A 26,130-nucleotide genomic window follows, 5' to 3' on the forward strand; every position below is an offset into this window, starting at 1 on the left:
ATAACCGTTATCCTGGAACTTCTCCACTGTGAAATCAAACCCGTAAGCATTCGTTAAACTTGGTTAATAAACGATTAAGCCTGAGCAGAACGTTCCACAATCATTGGCTGTAACTGTTTACCTTCCAGTGCACTCCAGCATGCCTCTGGAATAAGTTCCATTTTTGCTACTAACGAGTTTGGTTTCTTCACCGGATCATCCTGCCCGAACGGTACAAAGTACATATATTTTGCCACAAGCAGTTTGGCGATGTTCGCGGCATTCAGTCCCAGACCATCATTTGTGGAGATGGCAAGCACTACCGGACGCTGATTCCGCATCTGGGCTTTGGCTGCCATCAGCACAGGGCTATCGGTCATCGCATTAGCCAGCTTACTGGTGGTGTTCCCTGTGCAGGGAGCAATCACGAGCACATCAAGCAATTTGGCTGGCCCGAGCGGTTCCGCCTCAACAATTGTAGAAATGATATCATTACCGGTTATATCTTTCAACTGTTTTTGCCAGTTCTGAGCCGTACCAAAGCGTGTATCCGTTGTTAATACCGAATTGGAAATAATCGGAATAACATTTGCGCCCTCAGTCACAAACCGGCTAATTACCGGCATAACCTCTTCAAACGTACAATGAGAACCTGTAATCGCATAACCTACCGTTTTACCCTTCCAGTTCATAGTTCAACCTCCCGTGCGTTTTGTTCTTCCAAAAGCAAACGGATCAACACGTCGGCAATAATGCCGCCAGCCGTTTTGGGAGCAACAATGCCGGGGAGGCCTGGCGCTAGAAGCGCCTTAATGCCGCGTTTTTCAGCATATCTGAAATCGCAGCCGCCAGGAGCGGATGCGAGGTCAATAATGACTGCTTTTTGCGGCATTCTGGACAGGATTTGTGCTGTGATTATCATAGTCGGTATCGTATTAAAAAGCAAGTCAACTGCCCCGGTTTGAGCGGCCAAATCCGTTGTCATGAAAGGCTTCCAGCCCATGATGTTAGCACGAGCTGCATCTTCTTCCCGCCTGATTCCCACCCGTACATTTGCCCCTAGACCCTGGAGCGTTTTCGCCATTGTGAATCCTGTTCGACCGAGCCCAAGCACAATACATTCCGACCCGTGGATCGTGAAGTCCGTCTCCCGAATCGCCATAGCGACCGCTCCCTCAGCTGTCGGTATCGAGTTGTAGAGCGCAATATCGTCACGATCCAATACCTCAATAAGCCGCAAGCCGTTATCCACGCACAACTCACGCAAAAATGGCTTTGCCATTCCTGTGAAAACAATACAATGCTCTGGCAATGCCGCTATCTGTTCTTTTTTGAGGAAAATCGGCAAGTCACTGAATGAGGTGCTCACTTTCCCCTGATCATCACATCCAACCACGGGCAGCACCAGCACATCCGCAGATGCCAACACCTCATCCTCCAGCTCATGATGTTCGATCCCCGGTATAGAACGCTCCAGCTTGTCGAAACCGACCACACTCACTGTGGCATCCAGCTCTGCGCATTTTTGAATGACTTCAAGCTGCCGCGCATCTCCGCCCAGGACTACTATCCGGACTCCGGTCAGCATCGGGACGTCACTCCTTTCACCACATGTATGCCTTATCGTATGCAGGGGCCCACAGGGGGGTGAAAACATTTCCTATCTCTTCACCAAACAAAAAAGGCCTTCCCGCATGGGAAGGCCCTTCATCATTCGTAGCCGTTTATTATTTTCCGGTATGACCGAATCCACCTTCGCCGCGAACCGTTTCCGAAAGCTCGCTCACTTCGGTTAGTTCAACAGCAGGCACAGTCTGAAACACGATCTGGGCAATGCGTTCACCCCGTACAATCGTGAATGGCTCCTGACCCAGATTAATCAAGAGCACTTTAACCTCACCCCGGTAATCCGCATCAATGGTACCCGGTGTGTTTAAACAGGTAATGCCGTGTTTGAACGCCAGGCCACTGCGTGGGCGAATCTGTGCTTCAAGGCCCGCAGGCATAGCCATAGCCAGACCTGTCGGAATCAGCGTGCGCTGTCCCGGCTGAAGTACCACGTCCTCCTGAAGCGCAGCAACTACATCAAAACCTGATGCAAGCTCCGACATTTTTTGAGGCAGTTTAATATCTTCATTGCCCGGTAACTTTTGAATTTGAACGTAATGCAACAAAATCATCCCTTCTTAATCCAGCAATGGTGCGATCAGAGGCACCGACCATAGCAAGCGCAAACGGCTCCGCGAACATCAGGTCAAGTACAGCATCGATATCTTCCATCGTTACTTGTTCAATTTTGGCGATCATTTCATCCAGCGTATGGTGTCTGCCCAGCATCAGTTCGTTTTTACCCAAACGATTCATCCGGCTTCCCGTGCTTTCCAAACTGAGAATCAGACTTCCCTTCAGCTGTTCTTTTCCTTTGCGCAGCTCATCTTCCGTCAGACCGTTAACTGCAAGATCCTGCAGAACCTCTTTAGTCAAGTCCAACACTTCTTTCGTTTGTTTTGGTGCAGTACCAGCATATATCGTGAACAGACCACTGTCCGCATGAGAACTGTGATAGGAATATACGGAGTATGCCAGTCCGCGTTTTTCACGAATTTCCTGGAAGAGTCTGGAGCTCATGCCGCCACCAATAGCATTGTTCAATACAACCATGGCAAACTGCAGTGGGTCTCCAATTTTGCAGCCCGGGAACGAAATACAGATGTGATTCTGTTCGGTTTTCTTCTTGTGAAAGAGCTGCCCGCTCTGGAATTTGGGAACGGTGATCTGTTCTGCCGCACCATGAACGTCAAATGATCCAAAGTGTTTTTCCATCAACTCAATCACACTGTCATCAATATTACCTGCGATACTAATCACTGTGTTCTCAATGGTGTAGTGCTCTTTCATATAAGCACGCAGATCGTTCGAACCCATCGCTTTGAGTCGTTCCTCCGTACCCAAAATCGGGTAAGCCAGTGGATGCTCTCCATAAGCAGCCGTAGCCATCAGATCATGTACCATATCATCCGGGGTATCCTCGTACATTGAAATCTCTTCCAGGATGACATTTTTCTCCTTGATGAGCTCGCCATCATCCATTTTGGAACGGAAAAACATGTCAGACAATACATCTACAGCGATAGGCAGATGCTCATCCAATACTTTAGCATAATAACATGTGTATTCTTTTGAAGTGAACGCGTTCACGTTACCGCCGATAGCATCAAACTGTTCCGCAATTGCCTTGGCATCGAAACGATCCGTTCCCTTGAACAACATGTGCTCAATAAAATGTGATACTCCATTGTTAACAGGCTGCTCGTTGCGCGATCCTGTCTTGACCCATATACCAAAAGACACGGAACGACAGGTCGGAATCTGTTCCATGACTACCCTGAGGCCATTGCCCAGCTGAATTTTTTTCACGGTTGGCCCTCCTACATCTCTATAATTGCCCTGATCTCCAAAAACGAAATCGACATTTGGTTCCAACTGTTTGATATTAACAAAAAAACGCCGCTCACTCAACCGCTGGAGCTTTTATGCGTTCCGAAGATAACGTCTCACTCACTGTACCAAGAACGAGGCCTTTCGCACGAATCGACTCAATCATGCCTTTCAGCGCTCCTGAAGAGGATGCAGTGGGATGCATCAAAATTAACGTACCCGCTTCCACTTTTGCCCCAATTTTATTTACAATGGAAGCTGAACTTGGCTTTCTCCAATCGACGGTGTCCAGTGTCCAGAGGACCGTTTGCAACCCCATGCTTGAGGCAATGTCTACGGTTTTCTGATTAAAGTCACCTGACGGGGGAGCAAACCAGCGGTTTTCCACCCCTAGCGTCTCCTTGAGTAGATCCTCTGTCTTGCTTATCTCAAGTCTGGCCCGTTCTGCGCTCAATCGACTCATGTTCGGATGAGAGTACGCATGGTTGGACAGTTCATGACCCCGTTTCTGAATCTCTTTGGCGAGCTCGGCATTTTTCTTTAACCAGCTTCCATCCAGAAAAAAGGTCGCCTTCACCTTCTCAGCATCGAGCGTGTCAAGCATCGGGATAATATACTCATTCCCCCAAGCCACATTAATCATAAACGAGACCATCGGCTTTGCCGGATTTCCCCGGTATACCGGGTGAGCCCCAAGATCCTTGAGCTGGATTTCTGGTTCAACCTGACGATAAACATAAGCAATTTTGGTATTGAGGTTACCACCCAGTGCCTTGCGATACGTGGCTTCCACATCAATCTCCAAGCCGTTATATCCCGGTATTGCCTTCCATACCCTGTCCACTTTGGCGTTGACCGGGGCTACTTTTGTTTCGGCCGCTTTATCACGGATCGCCGACAACAGGGCATCCTCTCCAGTCGCCTCTTGAAACATATCAAATGCATTCTGTGTCCCCGGGCCATCCCGAATCTCCGTAATGTATGTACGTACACTGCCTACTTGTCCGACCAGTATGACAGCCGCCACACCCGCCAGAACTGCAACCAGCTTTTTGGATTGGTTTTTCACAGTTCCATCCTCCCGCCGTCTTTGTCCCCATCATATGAGGACAAGGGCAAGAATATGAACAAATTCAGGCAGTCTATTGAAACCCATTAACGTTTCCGATTTTAGGCGTTAAAAAAAGAGCCAGAAATCACATTCTGTCTCTTCATTCAATGGATCTGTAAAAATTAAGGCAGAGCTTAGGACTGCGCCGGAGCTTCAGCCGTCAATACTGCTTTGCGGGACAAGTTGATGCGACCTTGTTGGTCAATTTCCGTTACTTTAACGGTAATGGAATCACCTACGGCTACAACATCTTCTACTTTGGCAACACGCTCTGTTGACAGTTGTGAGATGTGAACCAGACCCTCTTTGTTCGGCAGAACTTCGACAAATGCACCGAATTTCTCAACACGTTTTACTTTGCCGACATAAATCTCGCCGACCAGCACTTCACGTACGATTCCTTCGATAATCGATTTTGCCTTATCGTTCATGTCCTGGTTGGAAGAAGCGATAAATACGCGTCCATCCTGTTCAATATCAATTTTAACACCAGTTTCCTCGATGATTTTATTGATAATTTTACCACCAGCACCGATAACATCACGGATTTTATCCGGATTAATATGCATAGTCGTAATTTTAGGCGCATATTGAGAGAGCTGCTCACGTGGTGTTTTCATTACTTCGGTCATTTTGCCAAGGATATGCATGCGGCCTTCTTTGGCTTGAGCCAAAGCTTCGGACAAAATTTGACGATCAATACCATCAATTTTAATATCCATCTGGATCGCTGTTACACCTTCAGGTGTTCCTGCCACTTTGAAGTCCATGTCACCCAGGTGATCTTCCATACCTTGAATATCACTAAGAATGGACACATGCTCTCCATCTTTAATCAGACCCATAGCTACCCCTGCAACCGGAGCTTTAATTGGTACACCAGCATCCATCATGGCAAGCGTACTTGCGCAGATACTTGCTTGTGAAGTTGATCCGTTTGATTCCAATACTTCTGATACCAGACGAATTGTGTACGGGAAGTCCGTCTCCGAAGGAATAACTTTAGCAAGAGCACGTTCACCCAATGCACCATGTCCAATCTCACGACGGCCTGGAGCACGCAATGGACGAGCTTCACCCACGCTGAATGGCGGGAAGTTGTAATGATGCATGAAGCGTTTGGTTTCTTCCAAGCTGATTCCGTCCAAAATCTGAACATCACCCAATGCACCCAACGTACAAATGCTAAGTGCTTGTGTTTGACCACGTGTGAACAAACCGGAACCATGTGTACGCGGCAGCAATGATGTATCACACTCAATTGGACGAATCTCAGCAAGTCCACGTCCGTCCGGACGAACCTTATCATGTGTGATCAAGCGGCGCACTTCTTCTTTGACGATGTCGTGCAGCACTTCTTTCACGTCTTTGAGCAGTTCAGGGTTCTCGATGTATTGCTCTTCAAAATGAGCAACAGTTTCGTCATTCACTGCATCAATCGCATCTTGACGAGCATGCTTCTCAGCGATTTTAACTGCTTCTACCAAGCGAGCACTCGCATATTCACGTACAGCACTGTTCACTTCAGCATTTACAGCGTGCAGTTTTACAGCCATTTTTTCTTTGCCGGCCACTTGAACCAGTTCTTCAATGACAGCCACAATGTTCTTGATTTCATCATGTCCGAACATGATGGCTTCAAGCATGACTTCTTCCGGAACTTCGTTTGCTTCTGCCTCTACCATCATGATGGCATCTTTGGTTCCAGCAACAACGAGTTCAATTTCACTGACTTCAAGCTGTGCAATGGTTGGGTTGATAATGAATTCCCCATCAATACGTCCAACTTTTACGCCACCAATTGGCCCGTTGAATGGTACGTCCGAAATGCTCAGTGCAGCCGATGTACCGATCATGGCAGCAATCTGTGGTTCACAGTCCTGATCAACACTCATAACGATGTTAAGAACTTGTACATCATTACGGAAACCTTCAGGGAACAATGGACGAATTGGACGGTCTGTCAGACGGCTAGCAAGAATGGCTTTCTCGCTTGGTCTTCCTTCCCGTTTAATGAATCCGCCTGGAATTTTACCTACAGCATACAATCTTTCCTCGTAGTTCACCGTGAGCGGGAAAAAGTCCAGATCTTTCGGTTCGCTTGATGCGGTAACGGTACACAAAACAACCGTATCTCCGTATGTTACTTTAACAGCAGCATTTGCCTGTTTAGCCAAACGTCCTGTTTCAAGCACAAGCGTTCTTCCACCAAGCTGCATTTCAACACGCTTTTCCATGAAATCCCTCCTTCTAATCGTTCCTAACACAATGGATTCTGCATTTTCTCAGTATTTCCTGCTTGTCCTGCATTCATTAACTTGCAAAACAAAAGCTCCTTGCGGAGCTGTCATCTACAAATATATGGCAACATGTTCATCTACAAAACAACCCGGCTGTAAACTCCGCTTCACCCTCCATACAGAGGAACGACGGAAAACAGCCAGGTTGGTTTTGAAAACATGTACGATAATTAACGACGCAATCCGAGTTTCTCGATCAATGCGCTGTAACGTTTAACATCTTTGTTTTTCACGTAAGCCAAAAGCTTACGACGTTGACCTACCATTTTCAAAAGTCCACGACGTGAGTGGTGGTCTTTCTTATGCGTACGCAAGTGGTCTGTCAAACTTCTGATGTTTTCCGTAAGGATAGCAACTTGCACCTCAGGTGATCCAGTATCGGACTCATGAGTTTTGTGCTCGTCGATCAGTTGTTGTTTACGTTCTTGAGTCAATGCCATCCTATTCACCTCCTTCATTATAATCGCCATTAGCCTCGTTACCGCCGGTGAGAGCGTGCAACCAAGCTAAGGTTGTCTGTTGTCCAAAACGACAACGTAGTACATTATATCATAGTTGCCTAACTAAAGTAAATGTAAACATACATTTTACTTAGAATTTCAACCTAAGAGTCTTGCAGCAGTCAAGGCATCTTCCCGAATCTGGTTGATCAAAGCGTCGATGGAGTCAAACTTGCGTTCTTCCCGAATATAGTGAACCAGTTCGACCTTCAGTTCCTCATCATAGAGATGCCCATCAAAATCAAGCACATGTACTTCAAATGTAGGCTTCATCCCACTATCGTGGAACGTAGGCTTCACACCGAGGTTCATTACCCCTCGCAACGACTGTTCCCCATGATATACGCGTACAGCATACACACCTTTTGCTGGTGCCACATAATGATCTGTCAATTCGAGATTGGCAGTAGGGAAACCAATGGTCCGGCCGCGTTTCTCTCCATGGATAACGGTTCCTCTGATACTGTATGGACGTCCAAGCCACTGACTCGCTTCATCCATTTCTCCACGTTTAAGCAAACCACGAATTAAAGAACTGCTAACCTTCTCGCCATTAAGCAGGAAAGGAGGTACAGTTTCCACAGCCATCTCATTGCTGCCCAGCGAACGAAGCATCTGTTCATCACCGGCTCCCTTGTGACCAAAACGGAAGTCAAAACCAACGACCGCCGTTCGTGTCTGAAGCGGAAAGAGCAGATCATGTACAAACTGCTCTGGTGCTAAATGTGAAAATTCTTCATTAAACTCCACAACATATAACACATCAACGCCCATCTCTGCCAAGATATCTTCCTTATCTCTCAGAGGCGTCAAGTAACCTTCATAATCTCCTTTGCGCATGACTTCCTTCGGATGCGGATGGAAGGTCATTACCGCTGACTGCATGCCCTTTTCACGAGCAATGCGGACAGCTGACAGAATGACGCTTGCATGTCCGAGATGCATTCCGTCAAATTGGCCAATGGCCAGCACCTGGGGTTGTCTACGCAATTCATCGGAAGTTAATGTCTGCGGATACGTTAGCATTACGGTTTTCATACAATCATTCACCTGCATTTCACTTGATAGACCGAGCTTAACATCACATGAACCTAAACTCAAGGCCTCTTTATTCCGGTAAAAATACCTTAACCGCTCGAACTGTTGGTTTATGTTCATCCCGTTCGAAAATACCGAGAAATGTACCATCCTGAGCATATAACCGCAAAAGTCCTGGCTGCTCCACGGGCGGCTCCAATAAACGTGCAGACAATTTCTGACCTTGGAGAGCGCCTTTGGTGTTATCCTCTGGAACTTTATGGGCAGGCATGTAGTCAACGGCAACATCTACCGAAATCAGAACTTCAGCCAGCGTACCAGCAGCCATATGCTGTTCCACATCCTCAAATCGCAAGCACCGATCCGCTGTAATTCCCGCAGAAATGGTACGCTCAAGCTGTACCATGGTAGATGGGTATCCCAGTTCTCGGCCGATATCTACGCACAATGTTCGAATATATGTCCCTTTGGAACATAATGCCCGGAAGGAAATATCTGTTGTGTCGCCATGCGTTTCGATTCCGGTCAGTTCAATCTCGTAAATCGTAACCTCACGGCTCTTTCGCTCCACTGTTTTGCCTTCACGTGCAAGCTCATACAGACGTTTACCGTCAACTTTTACTGCTGAATACATGGGTGGAACCTGCGAAATCGTACCCTTGAACTGATTCAGGACCTCAAGCACCTGTTCTTCGGTAACTTGGACTGGTTCTTCCGAACGTTCAATAACCTCACCTGTCAGATCCTCCGTGTCCGTAGACAGACCCAATCGTAGTGTTGCCAAGTACTCTTTCGGAAGTTCCTGCATGTATTCGACTACCCGTGTGGCCCGTCCAAGGCACAGCGGAAGTACACCTGTAACTTGTGGGTCCAACGTTCCGGTGTGTCCAATACGTTTCATTTTCAGAATGCGTCGCATTTTCGCTACAACATCATGCGAGGTGAATCCTGCCGGCTTGTATACAGACAAAATTCCTTCAAGTGGTTTTACCATTGCGCATTCACCTGCTTCAGCACTTTAGCTACAATTTCTTCCAACTCACCTTCCACACGACACCCGGCAGCCAGTACGTGGCCTCCTCCGCCAAATGTCTGTGCAAGCGCAGCAACATCGACTTTACCTGCCGACCGCAGAGACACTTTTACTGCGTTATTGTTGATGACTTTGAAAAAAATCCCCACTTCTACACCTTGAATATTACGTGGATAGTTTACAACGCCTTCGAGATCCTCATTGGCCGCTCCACATGCAATCATATCTTCGGGCGTAATAACCACCCAGGCAATTTTTCCATCCTCTGTCATCTGCAGACTTGAAAGTGCCTGATTCAATATCCGAACTTGGGGAAGCGTAACCTGTTCAAGCAAAATTTGTGCAAGGTACGGTCCATTTACACCATGCTCAAGCAATTTGGATGCGGTTGACATTACATTTGGACTGGTATTCGCGTACCGGAATCCGCCTGTATCCGTAAGCAACCCTGTATATATAGCCGTTGCAGCATCTTGATTCAACGTCACCGGGAACAAGTTTACAAAATCAAACAGGATCTCTGCAGTAGCTGCCGCATCCGGCTTAATGATATTAACCGTTCCATAAGCATCATTGGTGGGGTGGTGATCAATATTTAGAATAACAGCATCTTCTTCGAAATAATGGCGAGTTAGGCCCACTCTTGCAAAGTCTGCACAGTCTACACAAATCACTGCTTTATATTTACGCTGCGGTGGTTGTTCGGTCATGTTCACGATTTCGTCTGCGCCCCACAAAAAACGCATCCGCTGCGGGATCTCACCTTCATTAATCATCGTGAATGTCTTCCCCAGACATGACAGCAGCCAGCCCACTGTTACCGTCGAGCTGACTGCATCACCGTCCGGCTGTACATGCGACACGACCAGGTAATCATCATGCTCCAGCAGAAATTGCTTTCCTGCCTGAAGCGCCTGTTCATAAGTGTGCATTGCCGTCTCCTTTATGCTGTTACTGGGATTCGTTCTTGTCGGTACCGATGTCGCCAAGCAGCTTCTCAATACGGCTACCATAAGCGATCGATTCGTCGATCTTGAATATCAATTCAGGTACATGGCGAAGTCTAATTCGCTTGCCCAGCTCGGAACGCAAAAATCCATTTGCTTTATCGAGTGCTTTAAGCGAGTTATCCTTTTGCTCCTGTTCACCGAAGACACTCAGATAAACTTTGGCTTGCGACAAGTCGTTAGTCACGTCGACACCTGTTACGGTAATGAAGCCGATACGTGGATCTTTCAGTTCGGACTGGATGAGCACGCTCAATTCTTTCTTGATCTGCTCGCCCACTCTACCTGTACGAATCTTGGCCATAGTTGTTCACCTCATGCTTCCTTGCTTATCGTTGTACCGTCTCCATAACAAAGGCTTCGATAACGTCGCCTTCTTTGAGATCGTTATAGTTATCAAGAGTGATACCACATTCGTAGCCTTGAGCTACTTCTTTGGCATCATCTTTGTAACGTTTCAGTGAATCAAGCTTACCTTCGTAAAGAACAATGCCATCACGAATCAAGCGTGCTTCCGCTGAGCGCGTAATTTTGCCGGAGGTAACCATACATCCTGCAATGGTACCCACTTTACTGATTTTGAACGTGCTGCGAACTTCAGCATGACCGATTACATTTTCTTTGTAGATCGGATCAAGCATTCCTTTCATCGCCTGTTCAATCTCTTCGATTACGCTATAGATGACACGGTGAAGACGAATGTCTACTTGCTCTTGATCTGCAGTTACTTTCGCCTGATTATCAGGACGAACGTTGAAACCGATCACGATGGCATTGGATGCCGCTGCCAAGATGATGTCGGATTCGGTAATTGCACCAGCACCGCTATGAATGATCTTCACGCGCACGCCTTCAACCTCGATTTTTGCAAGTGAACCCTTCAATGCTTCAACAGAACCTTGAACGTCACCTTTAATAATGACATTCAGATCTTTGATTTCACCATCTTTGATGTGTTGGAACAGATCGTCCAGTGTTACACGTGTGTTGGTACCCAAATCGGATTCACGTTGCGTGATCGCACGTTTATCAGCGATTGAACGAGCTTTACGCTCATCCTCAAATACCATGAATGGATCTCCCGCACCTGGAACTTCAGTCAACCCTGTGATCTCTACAGGAGTAGAAGGTCCAGCTTCTTTCAGACGGCGACCTTTATCATTCACCATCGCACGTACGCGACCGAAGCAGTTACCTGCTACAAAGGCATCTCCAACTTTCAACGTACCATGCTGTACCAAAATACGGGCAACTGGGCCGCGTCCTTTATCCAGCTCGGCTTCGATCACTGTACCACGGGCACGTTTGTCCGGGTTCGCTTTGTACTCGTTCACTTCAGCAACGAGCAGGATCATTTCAAGCAGACCTTCCAGACCCATTCTTTGTTTCGCCGAAACGTTAACAAAGATGGTGTCACCGCCCCATTCTTCCGGAACGAGTTCATAGTTGGTCAGTTCTTGTTTTACTTTGTCCGGATCTGCACCAGGCTTATCGATTTTGTTAACCGCAACGATAATAGGCAGACCCGCTGCTTTTGCGTGGTTAATAGCTTCAACAGTCTGTGGCATAACGCCGTCATCCGCAGCAACAACGATGATGGTAATATCCGTTACTTGTGCACCACGAGCACGCATTGCTGTAAACGCTTCGTGACCCGGTGTATCCAGGAACGTGATTTTTTTGTTGTTGATTTCTACTTGATAGGCACCGATATGCTGGGTGATTCCGCCAGCTTCGCCGCCCGTTACATTCGTGGAACGAATGGCATCAAGTAGTGTTGTTTTACCATGGTCAACGTGACCCATAATCGTTACAACTGGAGGACGGGATTGCAGATCCGCAGGATCATCGTTCTCTTCCACAGTTTCGAAACGATCGTCTTCAAGTACAATTTTCACTTCAACCTCAACACCGAATTCACCTGCGAGCAGAAGAATGGTATCGATATCGAGCTCTTGGTTAATTGTAGCCATAACACCCATACCAATGAGTTTCTTGATAACTTCGGAAGCATCTTTGTGAAGCAGCTTCGCTGTTTCACCCACAGTCATATCACCACGTACGATGATTTTCTTAGGTGTGTTATCAATTTTCTCGCGTTGTTGGTACTGCTGCTGGTTTCTGTTACGGTTGTTCTTGCCACCACGGTTACCGCGGAAGTTGCCGCCACGGTTGTCATCGTAACGACGTCCGCCACCGCCACTGTTTGAACGATTGCCGTTGTTATTACCGGAATTTCCTTGACCGCCTCTGCGCTGACCTTGACCTTGGTTCTGTCCTTGGCCACCGCTGCGGTTGCCGCTATTACCAGTGTTGCTTGGTCCAGCACTTCTCACTTGACCGCCACCACTGTTGTTCGTACGTTGTCCTGAACCTTGTGGACGTGAAGCTGTGCTGCTTGTTCCGCCTTGTGGACGTGAAGCCGTACTGCTTTGTCCGCCTTGCGAAGGTCTGGAACGATTACCTGTTTGTCCGCCCTGGCTGGAGCCTTGGGAAGAGTTCGTTCTGTTGCGGCTATCTTGGCCGCTGGGTCTTTGGGAGCCGTTGTTATTGTTTGAATTTGGTCTATTGTTCATACCTACCTGCTTTTCCTGTTGTATTTTTGTTTGTACGGGACTACCGGATGAATTACTGTTGTTCGGCGTGTTCGCTCCGCCGGCCGGCTTGTTGCTGTCCACTGTTTTTTCACTGCGCACGGAGGAAGTAGCGACTGATTTTGCCTCGCTGCTCTGTTTGGATGCTGCAGTGGATTTTATATCTTTAAAAAATTGTTCCACCTTACCCACTGAACCATTCTCCATGACACTCATATGATTGTTTACGGGAATATCCAGTTTTTTAAGAATGGTTATAATTTCTTTGCTGCTCATATTAATGGACTTCGCATATTCATAAACTCGCAATTTATCCTTGTTTTCCTGTTTACTCAATATACTCCACCTCCGACATTATACCGACTTGCTTGGAGATCATTTTTGCAAACCCACGGTCCGTTACCGCAAGAACAACCCGCGTTTCTTTACCGATACTTGAACCCAGACTATCCCGGTCAAATCCGATCACCAGCGGAACTTTGTAGGTTCCGCATTTGTCGCGAAATTTCTTCTGTGTATTGGCCGAGGCGTCACCCGCAACAATAACCATCTTAGCTTCGGAAGAACGGATCGCCTTGAGCACGATTTCTTCACCTGTCACCAGTTTGCCTGCACGCATGGAGAGTCCCAGATAAGACAACGCTTTGTTATTCATCATGATCACGCTCCTGCGCTGCGATGAAATCATCTTCAACTGAAGCGAAATCAGCAGCCAATTGCTCGTAAATTTCAGGTGAAACCTTGCCCTTCAACGCCCGATCCAAAGACCGGTTTTTGAGTGCAAGTTTAAAACAGGATTCCTTGCCGCATAAATAAGCGCCACGTCCGGACTTTTTGCCAGTCAAATCGATCAGCACTTCATCCTCTGGCGTTTTAACGATACGGATCAGTTGCTTTTTGGGCATCATTTCTTGACACGCCACACATTTGCGCAGCGGTACTTTTTTCTGCTTCATACGTTAGCGCCCCCCGTGCTTTACTTTAATCGACGGAGACGGAATCTTGGTGCATTTCTGAAGAAGAATCTTTTTCTCTGCCGAATTCCTGTTCCGCCTGGCTCTCGCTCTTGATATCGATTTTCCAGCCGGTCAGCTTCGCTGCCAGGCGGGCATTTTGGCCCTTGATGCCGATAGCGAGGGACAGTTGATAGTCAGGTACGATGACACGGGCCATCTTCTCTTCTTCAAACACTTGAACTTCCAACACTTTGGAAGGACTCAATGCATTAGCCACATATTCGTCTACCTGTTCGGAGTAACGAACGATGTCAATCTTTTCACCGCGCAGCTCACCCACAATGGTCTGCACGCGCATGCCTTTAGGGCCTACACATGATCCAACCGGGTCAACTTCCTCATTGCGTGAATGTACGGCAATTTTGGAGCGGAAGCCCGCTTCACGTGCAACGGAGCGAATCTCAACGACCCCGTCAAAGATTTCAGGAACTTCCAGTTCAAAGAGACGTTTCAAAAGACCCGGATGTGTGCGGGACAAAATGATTTGCGGCCCTTTGGTCGTGTTCTCGACCTTGGTGATGTAAGCCTTAATACGGTCACCATGAACAAATTTTTCATTCGGCATCAATTCGGTTAACGGCAATGCCGCTTCGATTTTGCCCAGATCGATGTAGATATTGCGCAAATCCTGACGCTGCACCACTCCCGTAACGATATCCTCTTCCTTGTCTACGAAAGCGTTGTAGATCAGGCCGCGTTCGGCTTCACGAATCCGCTGGGTCACTACCTGTTTGGCAGTCTGTGCGGCGATACGTCCGAAATCGCGCGGCGTAACCTCAATCTCCGCAATATCTTCCAGCTGGAAGTGTGGGTTAATTTCACGTGCAGCAGGCAACGAAATTTCGGTGCGTGAATCGAGGACTTCCTCCACGATCAATTTGCGTGCATATACACGAATAACTCCAGTGTTGCGGTTCATATCAACACGCACGTTTTGAGCGGTGTTGAAATTACGTTTGTAGCTGGAGATTAATGCCGCCTCAATCGCTTCAAACAGCACATCCTTGCTGATCCCTTTTTCCCGCTCCAATTCATTCATTGCTTCAATAAAATCCATACTCATGAATGTTGATCCCCCTTTCAAACATGGCATCTCATACGTAAAACGGCGAAAGGCTCAAAACTCATGAGCACCTTGCCGTTATCGTGAGATGTGTCTTTTTCATTAATAAAGTGAACAAGGCACTTAAAACAGAATGGCCAAGCGCGCACTGGCTACCTTATCATAAGGTACCGTGTACTGCTTCTTGCCTGCTTCGATCACAAGTTCCCCGTTATCAAAGGAAAGCAGTTTACCTTCAAACTCCTTCATTCCATTCACTGCTTCGTAGGTAGTAACAAATACGTTTTTCCCTACGGATTTTGCAACATCCTCCGCTTTTTTCAGTGGACGTTCAGCTCCCGGAGAAGACACTTCAAGGAAATAGACGGTTGGAATCGGATCGTTCTCATCCAGCTTGGCGCTCAGCTGTTCGCTGATCAAGACACAATCATCGATGTCGATGCCACCCTCTTTGTCGACATACACCCGTAAAAACCAGTTGCTGCCTTCTTTGACGTAATCGATGTCAACCAGCTCGAAGCCTTGTTCATTCAAGTAGGGTTGGATCATTTCTTCCACGGTAGATTTAATCTTCGTTGTGCTCAAAACCGATAACCTCCAACTTAGGTTACGCCGACATGTTAAGCCGACAATTTCGTAATACCCAAGATTCTTGTATACCAAAGACTAAAGAGTGGGTTTCCCCACTCTTCAGAAATTCGTACTATCTCGTTCACTTCAGAAATTATAACATAGTCTGGTAATAGTGACAAGTAAGCGATCTTTCAGGTCAATTGCGTACTAATGAAGAAAAAATTACGCAACCTTCTGACAGGCGTTTTTTTGACGGCTTAAGCTTCCATTAAAACAGGGATAATTGATTGCTTTCCGGAAGCCCCCGGAAACAGCCCATGCCAGACAATAGTTCGACAATCGTTTTACTTGCCTTGGATTTTTGCTGAAAATCTTCAATCGACAGAAACTCGCCATGATCTCTTGCCGCCGCTATATTACGTGCTGCATTATCACCGATTCCTGCCAGTGCAGAAAATGGAGGAACCAGTGCATTTCCGTCTACGATAAATTTCGTAGCTTCAGAACGATACAAATCAATCGGCTTGAGTGAGAAACCACGAGCGGCCATTTCTAGAGCCATCTCAAGCACAGGAAGCATGTTTTTTTCTTTTGGCGGTGCCTGGAAACCCAATTGTTCAATTTCAACAATTTTCCGATAGATCGCATCGTACCCCTGACACACCAGCTCGATGTCAAACTCATCTGCACGAACTGTAAAATAGGTTGCGTAGAATTCAATAGGATAATACAGCTTGAAGAATGCAGTACGAACTGCCGAAATGACATAAGCGGCCGCGTGGGCCTTCGGGAACATGTACTGGATTTTGAGACAAGAGTCAATGTACCATTGTGGCACTTTGCAGTTTTTCATCTCATCAATCCACTCCTGAGGCAACCCCCGCCCTTTACGAACACTCTCTGTAATCTTAAAGGCCAGACTTGCATCCATCCCCGCCTTATAGATGAGGAATAACATGATATCATCCCGGCAACCAATTACCGTTTTAATGTTACATGTACCGTTCTTGATCAATTCTTGTGCGTTTCCAAGCCATACCCCTGTTCCGTGGGACAATCCCGAAATCTGCAATAAATCGGCAAAAGACGACGGCTGGGATTCGACAAGCATTTGACGCACAAACTTCGTCCCCATCTCCGGCACACCAAAGGTTGCAACAGGTGAACGGATCTGTTCAGGAGTTACTCCCAGTGCTTCCGTAGAGTTGAACATGCTCATGACTTTTGGATCATTCATCGGAATGGTGGTTGGATCGACCCCGGTCAGATCCTGCAGCATCCGCATCATGGTCGGATCATCGTGTCCTAGGATATCCAGTTTCAACAAGTTCTCTTCAAAGGCGTGATAATCAAAGTGCGTTGTTTTCCACTCTGCAGTAACGTCATCCGCAGGATATTGAACAGGAGTGACATCTTCCACTTCAATATAATCCGGCACAACGACAATGCCCCCGGGATGCTGTCCCGTGCTCCGCTTGACCCCTGTACAACCTGAAGCCAGTCGATTCAATTCAGCTCCGCGCCATTTCTTATGATGCTCTTCCTCATATTTCTTGGCGAAACCAAAGGCTGTCTTCTCGGCAACTGTACCGATGGTGCCAGCCCGAAACACGCTTTTTTCACTAAAGAGTACTTTCGTGTAGTTGTGAGCATGTGGCTGGTAATCACCCGAAAAGTTCAAGTCGATATCGGGAACCTTGTCCCCCTTAAAGCCAAGGAACGTCTCAAACGGTATATCTTGCCCTTCTCCCTTCAGTCTGCCTCCGCAGTCGGGGCATTCCTTCTCTGGAAGGTCGAATCCACTTGGTACACTTCCGTCCAGAAACCATTCGCTGTGCTTACATTCAGAGTTTACACAGATATAGTGAGCCGGAAGCGGATTAACCTCGGAGATGCCTAGGAAGGTTGCAACAACCGATGATCCTACAGATCCCCGGGAGCCTACCAGATAACCATCCTGATTCGATTTTTTCACCAGACGCTCCGAGATCAGATAGTTGGCGGAGAAACCGTATTTGATGATCGGCTGGAGCTCTTTCTCTAGGCGTGCCACTATGACTTCAGGCAGGTCTTCACCATATATCGACTTTGCCGTATTGTAGCAGGTGTTCCGAATTTCTTCATCCGCACCTTCCAGTATTGGCGTAAACAGTTTGTCCGGGAACAGCTTGATTTCCTCAAAGCGATCAGCAAGTTCTATCGTATTCGTGACGACAACCTCGTAGGCTTTGTCCTGACCCAGGAACTGGAATTCCTCCAGCATTTCTGCAGTGGTTCTAAAATGGGCATCCGGTTTGCGCTGGTCTTTCAGCGGACTGAAACCGGTAATTCCGTGGATGGTAATATCCCGATAGATTTTGTCCCTCGGCTCCAAATAATGCACATTGCCTGTAGCAATAACCGGCTTGTTCAATTTCGCTCCGATATCAACTACTTTACGAACCGCAAGTTTCAGTTCCTCCGGTGTGGCCACAAGTCCCTTGTCCACTAGATGCATATACATCGTGAGGGGTTGAATCTCCAAAATGTCGTAAAACTCGGCGATTTCTTCGGCCTCTTCCAGTGATTTATTCAGAACAGCCTCGAAGAACTCACCTTTTTCACATCCGGATATAATAACCAGTCCTTCGCGCAAGCCGACCAGTTTAGACTTCGGAATACATGGGACACGCTTGAAGTATTCCGTATGAGACAAGGAAACCAGCTTGTACAAATTCTTCTTGCCGACATCATTCAATGCATAAATCCCGCAGTGGAATGGACGTGTATTCGACAGATCAACCCCAACGTAATCGTTCAACCGGTCCAGCATGGTTAAGCCTTTTAACTGGGCTGCATCATTCACAAGTCCATTCAGGATTCCAGCAAGTGCAATCGTATCATCAATCGCCCGGTGATGGCTTTCCAGAGCGACTTTGTATTTGTCAGCCAGTGTGTTCAGTCGGTGGTTTTTCATCTTTGGATACAAAAGCCGTGCCAATTCCAACGTATCCAGCACAGGGTTGGGCAGCTCAGGCATACCCAAATTTTTAAGGGACGCCTGGATAAAGCCCATATCGAATCGTGCATTGTGCGCGACCAGCACGCCATCACCCGCAAACGCAACAAAGTCACGAATGACCGGTTCAAGCTCCGGTGCATCTTTGACCATCTCATCCGTAATGTTGGTCAATTGCTGAATGTTGTACGGAATTCGTTCATGTGGGTTTACAAAGGTGGCAAACCGGTCGATCTCTTTACCCTCTTGTACTTTGACTGCAGCAATCTCAATAATCTTGTTCTGTGTAACGGATAGACCCGTCGTCTCGATATCGAATACGATGTAGGTCGCTGTTTTCAGATCAATTGGCTGTGGTGCCAAGACAACGGCAACGGAATCATTCACTACATTGGCCTCTAGGCCGTATATCATTTTGATGCCGTTTTTCTTCGCTGCTTTGGCTGCCTCCGGATAGACCTGTACTCCACCGTGATCGGTGACGGCAATTGCCGTGTGTCCCCACTCCGCAGCAGTTTTCACATATTTATCGATGGAGGTTACAGCATCCATGGTACTCATGGTTGAGTGCAGATGGAATTCCACCCGTTTCTCCTGCGCGGTATCTTTTCGTGATGGAGGTGCTTTAATTTCGGTCAGATCCGAAGGGATCATGGCCAGTTCAGGAATTTGCATAAACCGGTCGTACTCTACGCGTCCGCGAACCTTGACCCATTTCCCATTGGCCAGAAGGCTCAAGATTTTAACATCCTCTTTTGTCTTCGCAAACATCTTCATCTGCATCGAATCTGTAAAGTCGGTCAGATAGAACGTAAACAGCGTATTTCCGTTCCGCAGCTCCTTGCGGTCCAGACCAAAGATCGAGCCCTGAAGCGTGATTTTCTTCTCTTCATCCTGAACTTCCTGCATCGGTACAGCTGGCTCCTTGATCTCATAGCCCATCTGCAAGCGTACATCGCCCTGATCTTCGTCTTCCGGAGCTTCCATTTCGGTCACTTCGCTCATCATCTGTTCGATGACCTGTCGCTCCTCAACCTTCTTCTGCGCCTGGAACTGCTCCATTGCTTCCTTATTGCTTCCCACTTCACCAACTTGTAGTTTAATGCGGAGCGGGAGATGAAAATACTTTTCATAGAAGGTTGAAATCGCTTGATCAATCTGTTTCTTACGCGCCAGCTCCATCGATGTAGAATCACTCATGGTCAATTGCAGCAAATCTGCTTCACATTCAAAGGTAGTCCGGTTCATCCATCCATTTACGGATGGAATCTCGCGAGTGACCCATTCCAGAAACAGATTCCAATATTCACTGACAATATCACTTGGCTGCACTTGATCAGTATACTTAAAACCAAATGTAATTTTGGCGATATGATTCATTTTCTCCTGAATATGCAGGCTAAACGTACGATAGATCGGTGCAGGAACCAACGTATCCTTACTGATCAGGATATGCCATTCCCGGTTGCTGCGATTCGTCTCTACCTGTTCAATCCATCCGTCCAGAAAATAGGGATCGGTCAGACCTGCAGGTAGCTCTGCCTGTTTCATCAACAATACAAACCGTTTTCGTTTCTCCTCGAATCCACTCATCGTGTTCCTCCTTGTACCCCCTTAAAACATGAAAAGCTTCTGCAATCAAAAATGTCCCCGATCCGAACCCGCACCGACTCATTTTATCCGACAGAAGCCTTCCATTACTTACTCATACGGTGAATATTCCTGTTAATGATGACCTAGTAGGCTCTTGCAAACACTACTGTGTTCTGCGCCTTTTCACCACAAGCCAGGCACGTATGCTTTTCTTCCGCAGGCTGGAACGGAATGTTCCGGCTTGTTGCACCTGTTACTTCTCTTACTTTATCTTCGCAAGCTTCCGAGCCGCACCAGCCGGCCAGCGTAAAGCCGCGTTTGTTTTCCATCAATTCCTTCATCTCATCGAGCGTATCTACAGAGTAGAAGTTATCCGACATAAATGTGCGTGCACGTTCCAGCATATCAGATTGAACCTGATTCAGCATATTCTGAATTTCTTCCACCAGATTCGCCTGCTCTACTACTTTTTTCTCACCTGTGATCCGAGACACAAGTACACATACACCATTTTCCATATCGCGAGGACCAATCTCGAGACGAACTGGAACTCCGCGCATCTCGTATTCATTGAATTTCCAGCCTGGACGAACGTCGCTGCGGTCATCCATTTTAACACGAATACCTGCTTTTTTCAGTTCAGCGAACAATTCGTCCGCACGACCCACAACGGCATCACGCGTTTTTGGCGGTCCAATCGGAATCATCACGACTTGGGTTGGTGCCACTTTTGGAGGAAGTGCCAGACCACGATCATCACCGTGTACCATGATCAGCGCACCGATCAAGCGTGTACTTACGCCCCACGATGTCGTATAAGCATGCTCAAGTACATTTTCACGGCTGAGATACTGAATCTCAAATGCTTTGGCAAAATTAGTACCCATGAAGTGAGAAGTTCCGGCCTGTACGGCACGTCCATCTTTCATCATCGCTTCGATGGAGTATGTATCCACCGCACCTGCAAATTTCTCTGAAGGCGTTTTTTGACCACTGATAACCGGGATAGCCAAATACTCTTCCACAACTTCGCGATAGATTTCAAGCATGCGCATCGTTTCTTCACGTGCTTCTTCTTCCGTCTCGTGAGCCGTATGACCTTCCTGCCAGAGAAATTCGCTTGTCCGTAGGAAAGGCAATGTTCTTTTCTCCCAACGAACAACGTTAGCCCACTGGTTGATCAGAACAGGCAGATCACGATAGGATTGAATCCATTTGGAATACATGTGACCAATGATGGTTTCGGAAGTCGGACGAATGGCCAGACGTTCTTCCAGCTTTTCACCACCAGCTTCGGTAACCCAAGGTAATTCCGGGTTAAATCCTTCAACATGCTCTTTTTCTTTTTGGAAAAAGCTCTCTGGAATGAACATCGGGAAATACGCATTGCGATGGCCCGTTTCGCGGAAACGACGATCAAGTTCATCCTTGATATGTTCCCAGATCTCAAAGCCGTCCGGCTTGAACACAATACATCCGCGAACCGGCGAATAATCCATCAGATCGGCCTTTTTAATAACATCAATGTACCAACGGGAGAAATCCTCGCCCTGTGGTGTGATTTCAGTCACGAATTGTTTATCATTTTCCTTTGACATAAGACTCCAGCGTCCTCCCATAACGACCCTCTCTGCAAATTCAGAGTGTAGTCAAACCATAATTATCCGTTAATTAAACGTAGTATATCATTATATGTTACAGCCAGCATCAGTACAAACAGCATGGCAAAGCCTATAAAGTGAACCATGCCTTCACGGTTAGGATCAACAGGACGTCCTCTCAGCGCTTCAATTCCAAGGAATACCAATCGACTGCCATCCAGCGCAGGTATTGGCAACAGGTTGAAGATTCCAAGGTACAAGCTCAAAATAGCAGCCCATCTTGTTAGCTGTTCAATGCCCTGTTTGGCAATCTGACCTGTTACTTCAAATGTACGTACCGGTCCACCAATGTCGTCCATGTTAAACTGATTAATCAGATGTTTGAAACCTTCAAAGATGACTTTTGTGGTATCCACCATGGCTAAGCCTGATACTTTGAACGTTTCTGCAAATCCAACAGATCGGGTTGGCAGTGTTGGCACGATTCCTACCTTACCACCCTCTTGTCCCTCTACAGTGCGGGGCGTAATCGTTATATTGAACGTTTCATCTCCCCGACGCAGGGTCCATTCCATCGGCTTGTCTTTCGACTCAGCAATCATAGCCACCATTTTTTGCGAATCAATACCTATAGCCGTACCATTGATGGTCTCAATGATATCTCCTTCTTGCAGGTTGGCCTGGTCGGCAGCGCCGCCCTCAAGTACTTCACCGATTTGCAGATTTTTAGGGTTTTCCACAGGAACTCCCGCCATTTGTGCATACACGGCAAACAAGACAAAAGCCAGAATGAAGTTCATCAATGGTCCAGCAAAAATCGCCATCGCCCGCTGTCCAACCGTCTTGCTGCCAAACTGCCGGTCTTTCGGAGCAATTTGTGTTTGTTTACCGCGACTAACGAGCATTGCTTGTGGATGTATGCGGTAGTGTTGTACCTCTCCATCAACATCCAATTGCAGTTTCAACGCATTCTCCATATCAATGGAGATCACTTCACCACGTATTACATTTTTACGATTATCCAATTGGTCCAGATAAATCATTTTCACTTGATCATCCATCGGTCTAACCGCAATGGTCTGACCCTCTTGGATTTCTACAAGCTCGGGGTCTTCACCAGCCATACGTGCATATCCGCCAAATGGAAGCAAACGCAATGTAAACTGGGTCTCGTTTCTTTTATATGAGAACAATTTGGGACCAAAACCGATCGCAAATTCCCTTACAAGAATACCGGCGCGTTTGGCAAAATAATAATGCCCCCATTCATGAACCGTCACGATGACAAAGAACATGAGCACCGTTAGAAATACAACTTGTATGGTTTCCAATCCCTATCCATCCTCCTTCACGGCACGAACCGAAGTCTGTCCCTTTAGATTATCATTATTCCAAGGTGCCGCACAAGAGAATCACTTCTTCCATATTTGTGATGAAAAAAGGATTACAGACTAAAAGCATGTTTACGACTTTCCTGGTCACATCTTGCAATTTCTTCGAGATCAGGATTGTCCACATTGCGGTGTGCATCCAGCACGGAAGCAATAATATCCTCTATTTTAAGGAACGAAATCTCTTTGCGCAAGAAGCGTGCTACAGCAACCTCATTTGCGGCATTAAATGCCGTAGTTGCAGTCCCTCCCATTTTACCACACTCATAAGCCAGTCTTAAACAAGGGAACCGTTCCATATCCATCTCACGGAATTGCAGCTTGCCTGCTTGGGCCAAAGATAGTCGCTGTGCTGGTGAAGGCAGCCGATCCGGATAAGTTAACGCGTACTGTATCGGAACACGCATGTCCGGATTGCCAAGTTGAGCAATGATGCTCGTATCCTCAAATTCAACATAGGAATGTATGATACTCTCTGGGTGAAGCAGCACGTCAATCTGGTCATAGGTCAACCCGAACAGCCAGTGAGCCTCTATCACTTCCAAGCCTTTATTCACCATCGTTGCGGAATCAATCGTGATTTTGGAGCCCATCGACCAATTGGGATGCTTCAGGGCATCTTCAACTGTAACATCCCGCAGCTGTTCACGTGAGAAATCGCGGAAAGAGCCCCCTGAGGCCGTAAGGGTAATTCCTGCTACCCGGTTACGGTTTTCTCCGTTCAAACATTGAAATATCGCAGAGTGCTCACTATCAATCGGCAGCAGAGAGACACCTTTTTCCACAGCTCGCGCTGTCACAATATGTCCTGCCGTCACCAGTGTTTCCTTATTGGCAAGCCCTATTTGTTTGCCAGCTTCAATGGCAGCCAGTGTTGATTCGAGCCCTACGCTCCCCATGACAGCTGTCACCACAGTATCTGCGTCTGTCCCGGCTGCTACTTCCACCAAGCCCTCTTTTCCATAGAAGAGCTGCGTTCCCGCAGGTAAGTGCGGGGCGACCGTCTCAGCTAACTCTTTGGTACCTACCGATACCTTTTTTGGCCGATAGTGATTGGCTTGTTTGATTAAAAGTTCAGTATTCCCTCCGGCAGCCAGGCCCTCCACCTGAAAAAGCTCAGGATGCATGTCAACGACATCCAATGTTTGAGTTCCAATCGAACCGGTGGATCCGAGAATTGCTATTTTCTTCATGCTGCACCTCATCTTTATTTATCCATTGCGTGCATAATTTCGAATCCATCTGTTATACACGTCTTATGTTCAAAACATTAGTAAGGCAGAAGCATTAGTATATGTACAAATGGAAACACAACAATCCAGCTGTCGCACCGATCCAGAATACCTCCATGCCCCGGAAGAAGGTTGCCGGAATCCTTAATATTGTACACACGTTTGTAAGCGGATTGGATTAAGTCTCCCATTTGGCCGACTACAGCACATGCGAGCCCAATCAATATTGCTCTCTGCCAAGATAACAAGCCATCTGATAACATCGCAAACACAACAGATGTTACAACGGCAATCACAATACCGCCCAACGCGCCCTCCACCGTTTTGTTAGGACTTATTGATGGCCATAATTTGTTTTTCCCCATAAGCTTCCCAACAAAGTAGGCACCAGCGTCACTGGCCCAGATCGAGCCTAATAATAGGAACGTCCAAAAGAGCCCGTGATGAAGATGTCTGGACTCAGCAATATAATAAAAACCGATGCCTGTATACAGCACACCCAAAAAGAGCATGCCTATTGTATTCACAGGAATCCTGTTCTTGGTTATCACCGAGGCCGTCATTAAAACAAGCATAACCAGCCAACTGATCTGGAACAGCGTTAGAGGTCTGCCTTCCCACACCATTTCCCATGGAAAGACAAGCGCAAAAACACCTGCATATCCAATCAGGGCTACACCTGAAAAAGGTTGTACCCCCGTCATTTTCACAAATTCATAATAACCGATGAGAGCCATAAGCAGTACCAGGCCATGATACCAAGGTCCACCCAGCATGCAAAAACCCAAAAACAACACACCTGCTACTATCCCTGTCGTTAATCGCTGTTTCAACGGCTTCATCCTCCATCTATTTCAAACCGCCGTAACGCCTTGTTCTGCGCTGATATTCGGCTACTGCTTCAAGCAAGTGCTGTTTGCCAAATTCGGGCCAGTATATATCCGTAAACCATAGCTCGCTATATGCAAGCTGCCAAAGCATAAAATTACTGAGCCTTAATTCTCCACTTGTCCGGATTAACAGATCCGGATCAGGCATATCCACAGTCAACATATGTTTGTCTATGAGCTCAGGTGTAATGTCTTCTGCCGAGAGTTCCCCTGACTGGACCTGCAGCGCAATCTGCTTCACACAGTCCGTCATTTCTCGACGACTTCCATAATTCATTGCAAAGTTCAATACAAGCCCCGTATTGTGTTCCGTGAGACGAATTGCTTCACGTAGGGCATTAACGGTATGTGAAGGTAACTTCTCTTCCTGCCCCATCATGCGTATGCGGACATTCTTTTCTATAAGTTCATCTAACTCAATCGCCAGAAATTCTTGTGGAAGTCTCATTAGAAAATCCACTTCTTCTTTTGGACGTGTCCAGTTTTCTGTCGAAAAAGCATACATCGTCAGATATTTGATGCCCAGTTCATCCGCCGCGATGGTTGCACGTTTCACTGCCTTCATGCCATTCTGATGCCCAGCTATGCGTGGCAGACCCAGACGTTTGGCCCATCGACCATTCCCGTCCATAATAATGGCAACGTGCTGCGGGATATTATCCTCGGATATAGTCAGCGTTTCCTGCTTTTCAGCCCCATTCCACCACGACCGAACCCGTTTGATCATTCCTGTTCCTCCAAAATCCCTGAAGTTTCTTCACCTGAAGACTAGA

Annotated in this window: 22 protein-coding genes; all 22 read right to left on the bottom strand. The window is 47.0% G+C overall.

Features of this window, described 5'->3' with window-relative positions:
• Positions 1 to 74: 74 nt before the first annotated feature.
• On the bottom strand, positions 75 to 671 hold the full coding sequence (locus tag AC3WQ3_RS12355; protein WP_127536229.1) for a dipicolinate synthase subunit B: 597 nt from the start codon (positions 669 to 671) through the stop codon (positions 75 to 77).
• Positions 668 to 1,567 carry a dipicolinate synthase subunit DpsA gene (dpsA, locus tag AC3WQ3_RS12360; RefSeq protein ID WP_095358588.1) on the bottom strand — a complete coding sequence of 300 codons (900 nt, stop codon included), beginning with the start codon at positions 1,565 to 1,567 and terminating at the stop codon, positions 668 to 670. Before dpsA ends, AC3WQ3_RS12355 begins: the two co-directional genes overlap by 4 nt.
• 139 nt (positions 1,568 to 1,706) lie before the next feature.
• Positions 1,707 to 2,153, bottom strand: a complete 447-nt coding sequence (dut, locus tag AC3WQ3_RS12365) for a dUTP diphosphatase (RefSeq protein WP_170948039.1) — start codon at positions 2,151 to 2,153, stop codon at positions 1,707 to 1,709.
• On the bottom strand, positions 2,113 to 3,396 hold the full coding sequence (locus AC3WQ3_RS12370; RefSeq protein ID WP_336779652.1) for a M16 family metallopeptidase: 1,284 nt from the start codon (positions 3,394 to 3,396) through the stop codon (positions 2,113 to 2,115). The genes dut and AC3WQ3_RS12370 overlap by 41 nt, the downstream gene beginning before the upstream one ends.
• A 94-nt stretch (positions 3,397 to 3,490) precedes the next feature.
• Positions 3,491 to 4,486: a polysaccharide deacetylase family protein gene (locus AC3WQ3_RS12375; protein ID WP_193721903.1), complete on the bottom strand. Its 996-nt coding sequence runs from the start codon at positions 4,484 to 4,486 to the stop codon at positions 3,491 to 3,493.
• A 176-nt stretch (positions 4,487 to 4,662) separates the two neighbouring features.
• A complete protein-coding gene (gene pnp, locus AC3WQ3_RS12380) occupies positions 4,663 to 6,765 on the bottom strand; it encodes a polyribonucleotide nucleotidyltransferase (protein WP_336779650.1) in 2,103 nt (700 codons plus the stop codon).
• Positions 6,766 to 6,998: 233 nt separating this feature from the next.
• Positions 6,999 to 7,268 carry a 30S ribosomal protein S15 gene (gene rpsO / locus AC3WQ3_RS12385; RefSeq protein WP_056700672.1) on the bottom strand — a complete coding sequence of 90 codons (270 nt, stop codon included), beginning with the start codon at positions 7,266 to 7,268 and terminating at the stop codon, positions 6,999 to 7,001.
• Positions 7,269 to 7,427: 159 nt separating this feature from the next.
• Positions 7,428 to 8,366 (bottom strand): bifunctional riboflavin kinase/FAD synthetase, encoded by a 939-nt coding sequence (locus AC3WQ3_RS12390; RefSeq protein WP_492472417.1) that lies wholly within the window; start codon positions 8,364 to 8,366, stop codon positions 7,428 to 7,430.
• A gap of 70 nt (positions 8,367 to 8,436) precedes the next feature.
• The gene (gene truB, locus AC3WQ3_RS12395; RefSeq protein ID WP_492472418.1) at positions 8,437 to 9,360 is read right to left on the bottom strand and encodes a tRNA pseudouridine(55) synthase TruB; all 924 of its coding nucleotides are present in this window, start codon (positions 9,358 to 9,360) and stop codon (positions 8,437 to 8,439) included.
• The gene (locus AC3WQ3_RS12400) at positions 9,354 to 10,331 is read right to left on the bottom strand and encodes a DHH family phosphoesterase (protein ID WP_492472419.1); all 978 of its coding nucleotides are present in this window, start codon (positions 10,329 to 10,331) and stop codon (positions 9,354 to 9,356) included. The genes truB and AC3WQ3_RS12400 overlap by 7 nt, the downstream gene beginning before the upstream one ends.
• A gap of 19 nt (positions 10,332 to 10,350) precedes the next feature.
• Positions 10,351 to 10,710, bottom strand: a complete 360-nt coding sequence (gene rbfA, locus AC3WQ3_RS12405; protein WP_095358595.1) for a 30S ribosome-binding factor RbfA — start codon at positions 10,708 to 10,710, stop codon at positions 10,351 to 10,353.
• 25 nt (positions 10,711 to 10,735) lie between these two features.
• Positions 10,736 to 13,336, bottom strand: a complete 2,601-nt coding sequence (infB, locus tag AC3WQ3_RS12410; protein ID WP_492472420.1) for a translation initiation factor IF-2 — start codon at positions 13,334 to 13,336, stop codon at positions 10,736 to 10,738.
• Complete coding sequence (locus AC3WQ3_RS12415) at positions 13,329 to 13,658, bottom strand: L7Ae/L30e/S12e/Gadd45 family ribosomal protein (RefSeq protein ID WP_170948040.1); 330 nt, start codon at positions 13,656 to 13,658, stop codon at positions 13,329 to 13,331. The genes infB and AC3WQ3_RS12415 overlap by 8 nt, the downstream gene beginning before the upstream one ends.
• On the bottom strand, positions 13,648 to 13,956 hold the full coding sequence (rnpM, locus tag AC3WQ3_RS12420) for an RNase P modulator RnpM (protein ID WP_095287722.1): 309 nt from the start codon (positions 13,954 to 13,956) through the stop codon (positions 13,648 to 13,650). Before rnpM ends, AC3WQ3_RS12415 begins: the two co-directional genes overlap by 11 nt.
• A 25-nt stretch (positions 13,957 to 13,981) precedes the next feature.
• A complete protein-coding gene (gene nusA / locus AC3WQ3_RS12425; RefSeq protein ID WP_095287723.1) occupies positions 13,982 to 15,079 on the bottom strand; it encodes a transcription termination factor NusA in 1,098 nt (365 codons plus the stop codon).
• 123 nt (positions 15,080 to 15,202) lie between these two features.
• Positions 15,203 to 15,664 (bottom strand): ribosome maturation factor RimP, encoded by a 462-nt coding sequence (gene rimP / locus AC3WQ3_RS12430; protein ID WP_095287724.1) that lies wholly within the window; start codon positions 15,662 to 15,664, stop codon positions 15,203 to 15,205.
• A gap of 256 nt (positions 15,665 to 15,920) precedes the next feature.
• Positions 15,921 to 20,243, bottom strand: coding sequence for a PolC-type DNA polymerase III (locus tag AC3WQ3_RS12435; protein ID WP_492472421.1), 4,323 nt, complete (start codon positions 20,241 to 20,243; stop codon positions 15,921 to 15,923).
• 143 nt (positions 20,244 to 20,386) lie between these two features.
• Positions 20,387 to 21,841 carry a proline--tRNA ligase gene (proS, locus tag AC3WQ3_RS12440; RefSeq protein ID WP_492472422.1) on the bottom strand — a complete coding sequence of 485 codons (1,455 nt, stop codon included), beginning with the start codon at positions 21,839 to 21,841 and terminating at the stop codon, positions 20,387 to 20,389.
• A gap of 62 nt (positions 21,842 to 21,903) precedes the next feature.
• On the bottom strand, positions 21,904 to 23,175 hold the full coding sequence (rseP, locus tag AC3WQ3_RS12445; protein ID WP_336779644.1) for an RIP metalloprotease RseP: 1,272 nt from the start codon (positions 23,173 to 23,175) through the stop codon (positions 21,904 to 21,906).
• Positions 23,176 to 23,288: 113 nt separating this feature from the next.
• Positions 23,289 to 24,428, bottom strand: a complete 1,140-nt coding sequence (locus AC3WQ3_RS12450; RefSeq protein ID WP_336779643.1) for a 1-deoxy-D-xylulose-5-phosphate reductoisomerase — start codon at positions 24,426 to 24,428, stop codon at positions 23,289 to 23,291.
• 77 nt (positions 24,429 to 24,505) lie between these two features.
• The gene (locus AC3WQ3_RS12455) at positions 24,506 to 25,300 is read right to left on the bottom strand and encodes a phosphatidate cytidylyltransferase (RefSeq protein WP_492472423.1); all 795 of its coding nucleotides are present in this window, start codon (positions 25,298 to 25,300) and stop codon (positions 24,506 to 24,508) included.
• Between the two features lie 16 nt (positions 25,301 to 25,316).
• Positions 25,317 to 26,084 carry an undecaprenyl pyrophosphate synthase gene (uppS, locus tag AC3WQ3_RS12460; protein ID WP_095358604.1) on the bottom strand — a complete coding sequence of 256 codons (768 nt, stop codon included), beginning with the start codon at positions 26,082 to 26,084 and terminating at the stop codon, positions 25,317 to 25,319.
• Positions 26,085 to 26,130: the final 46 nt, after the last annotated feature.

Source organism: Paenibacillus sp. FW104-T2, from assembly GCF_058789975.1.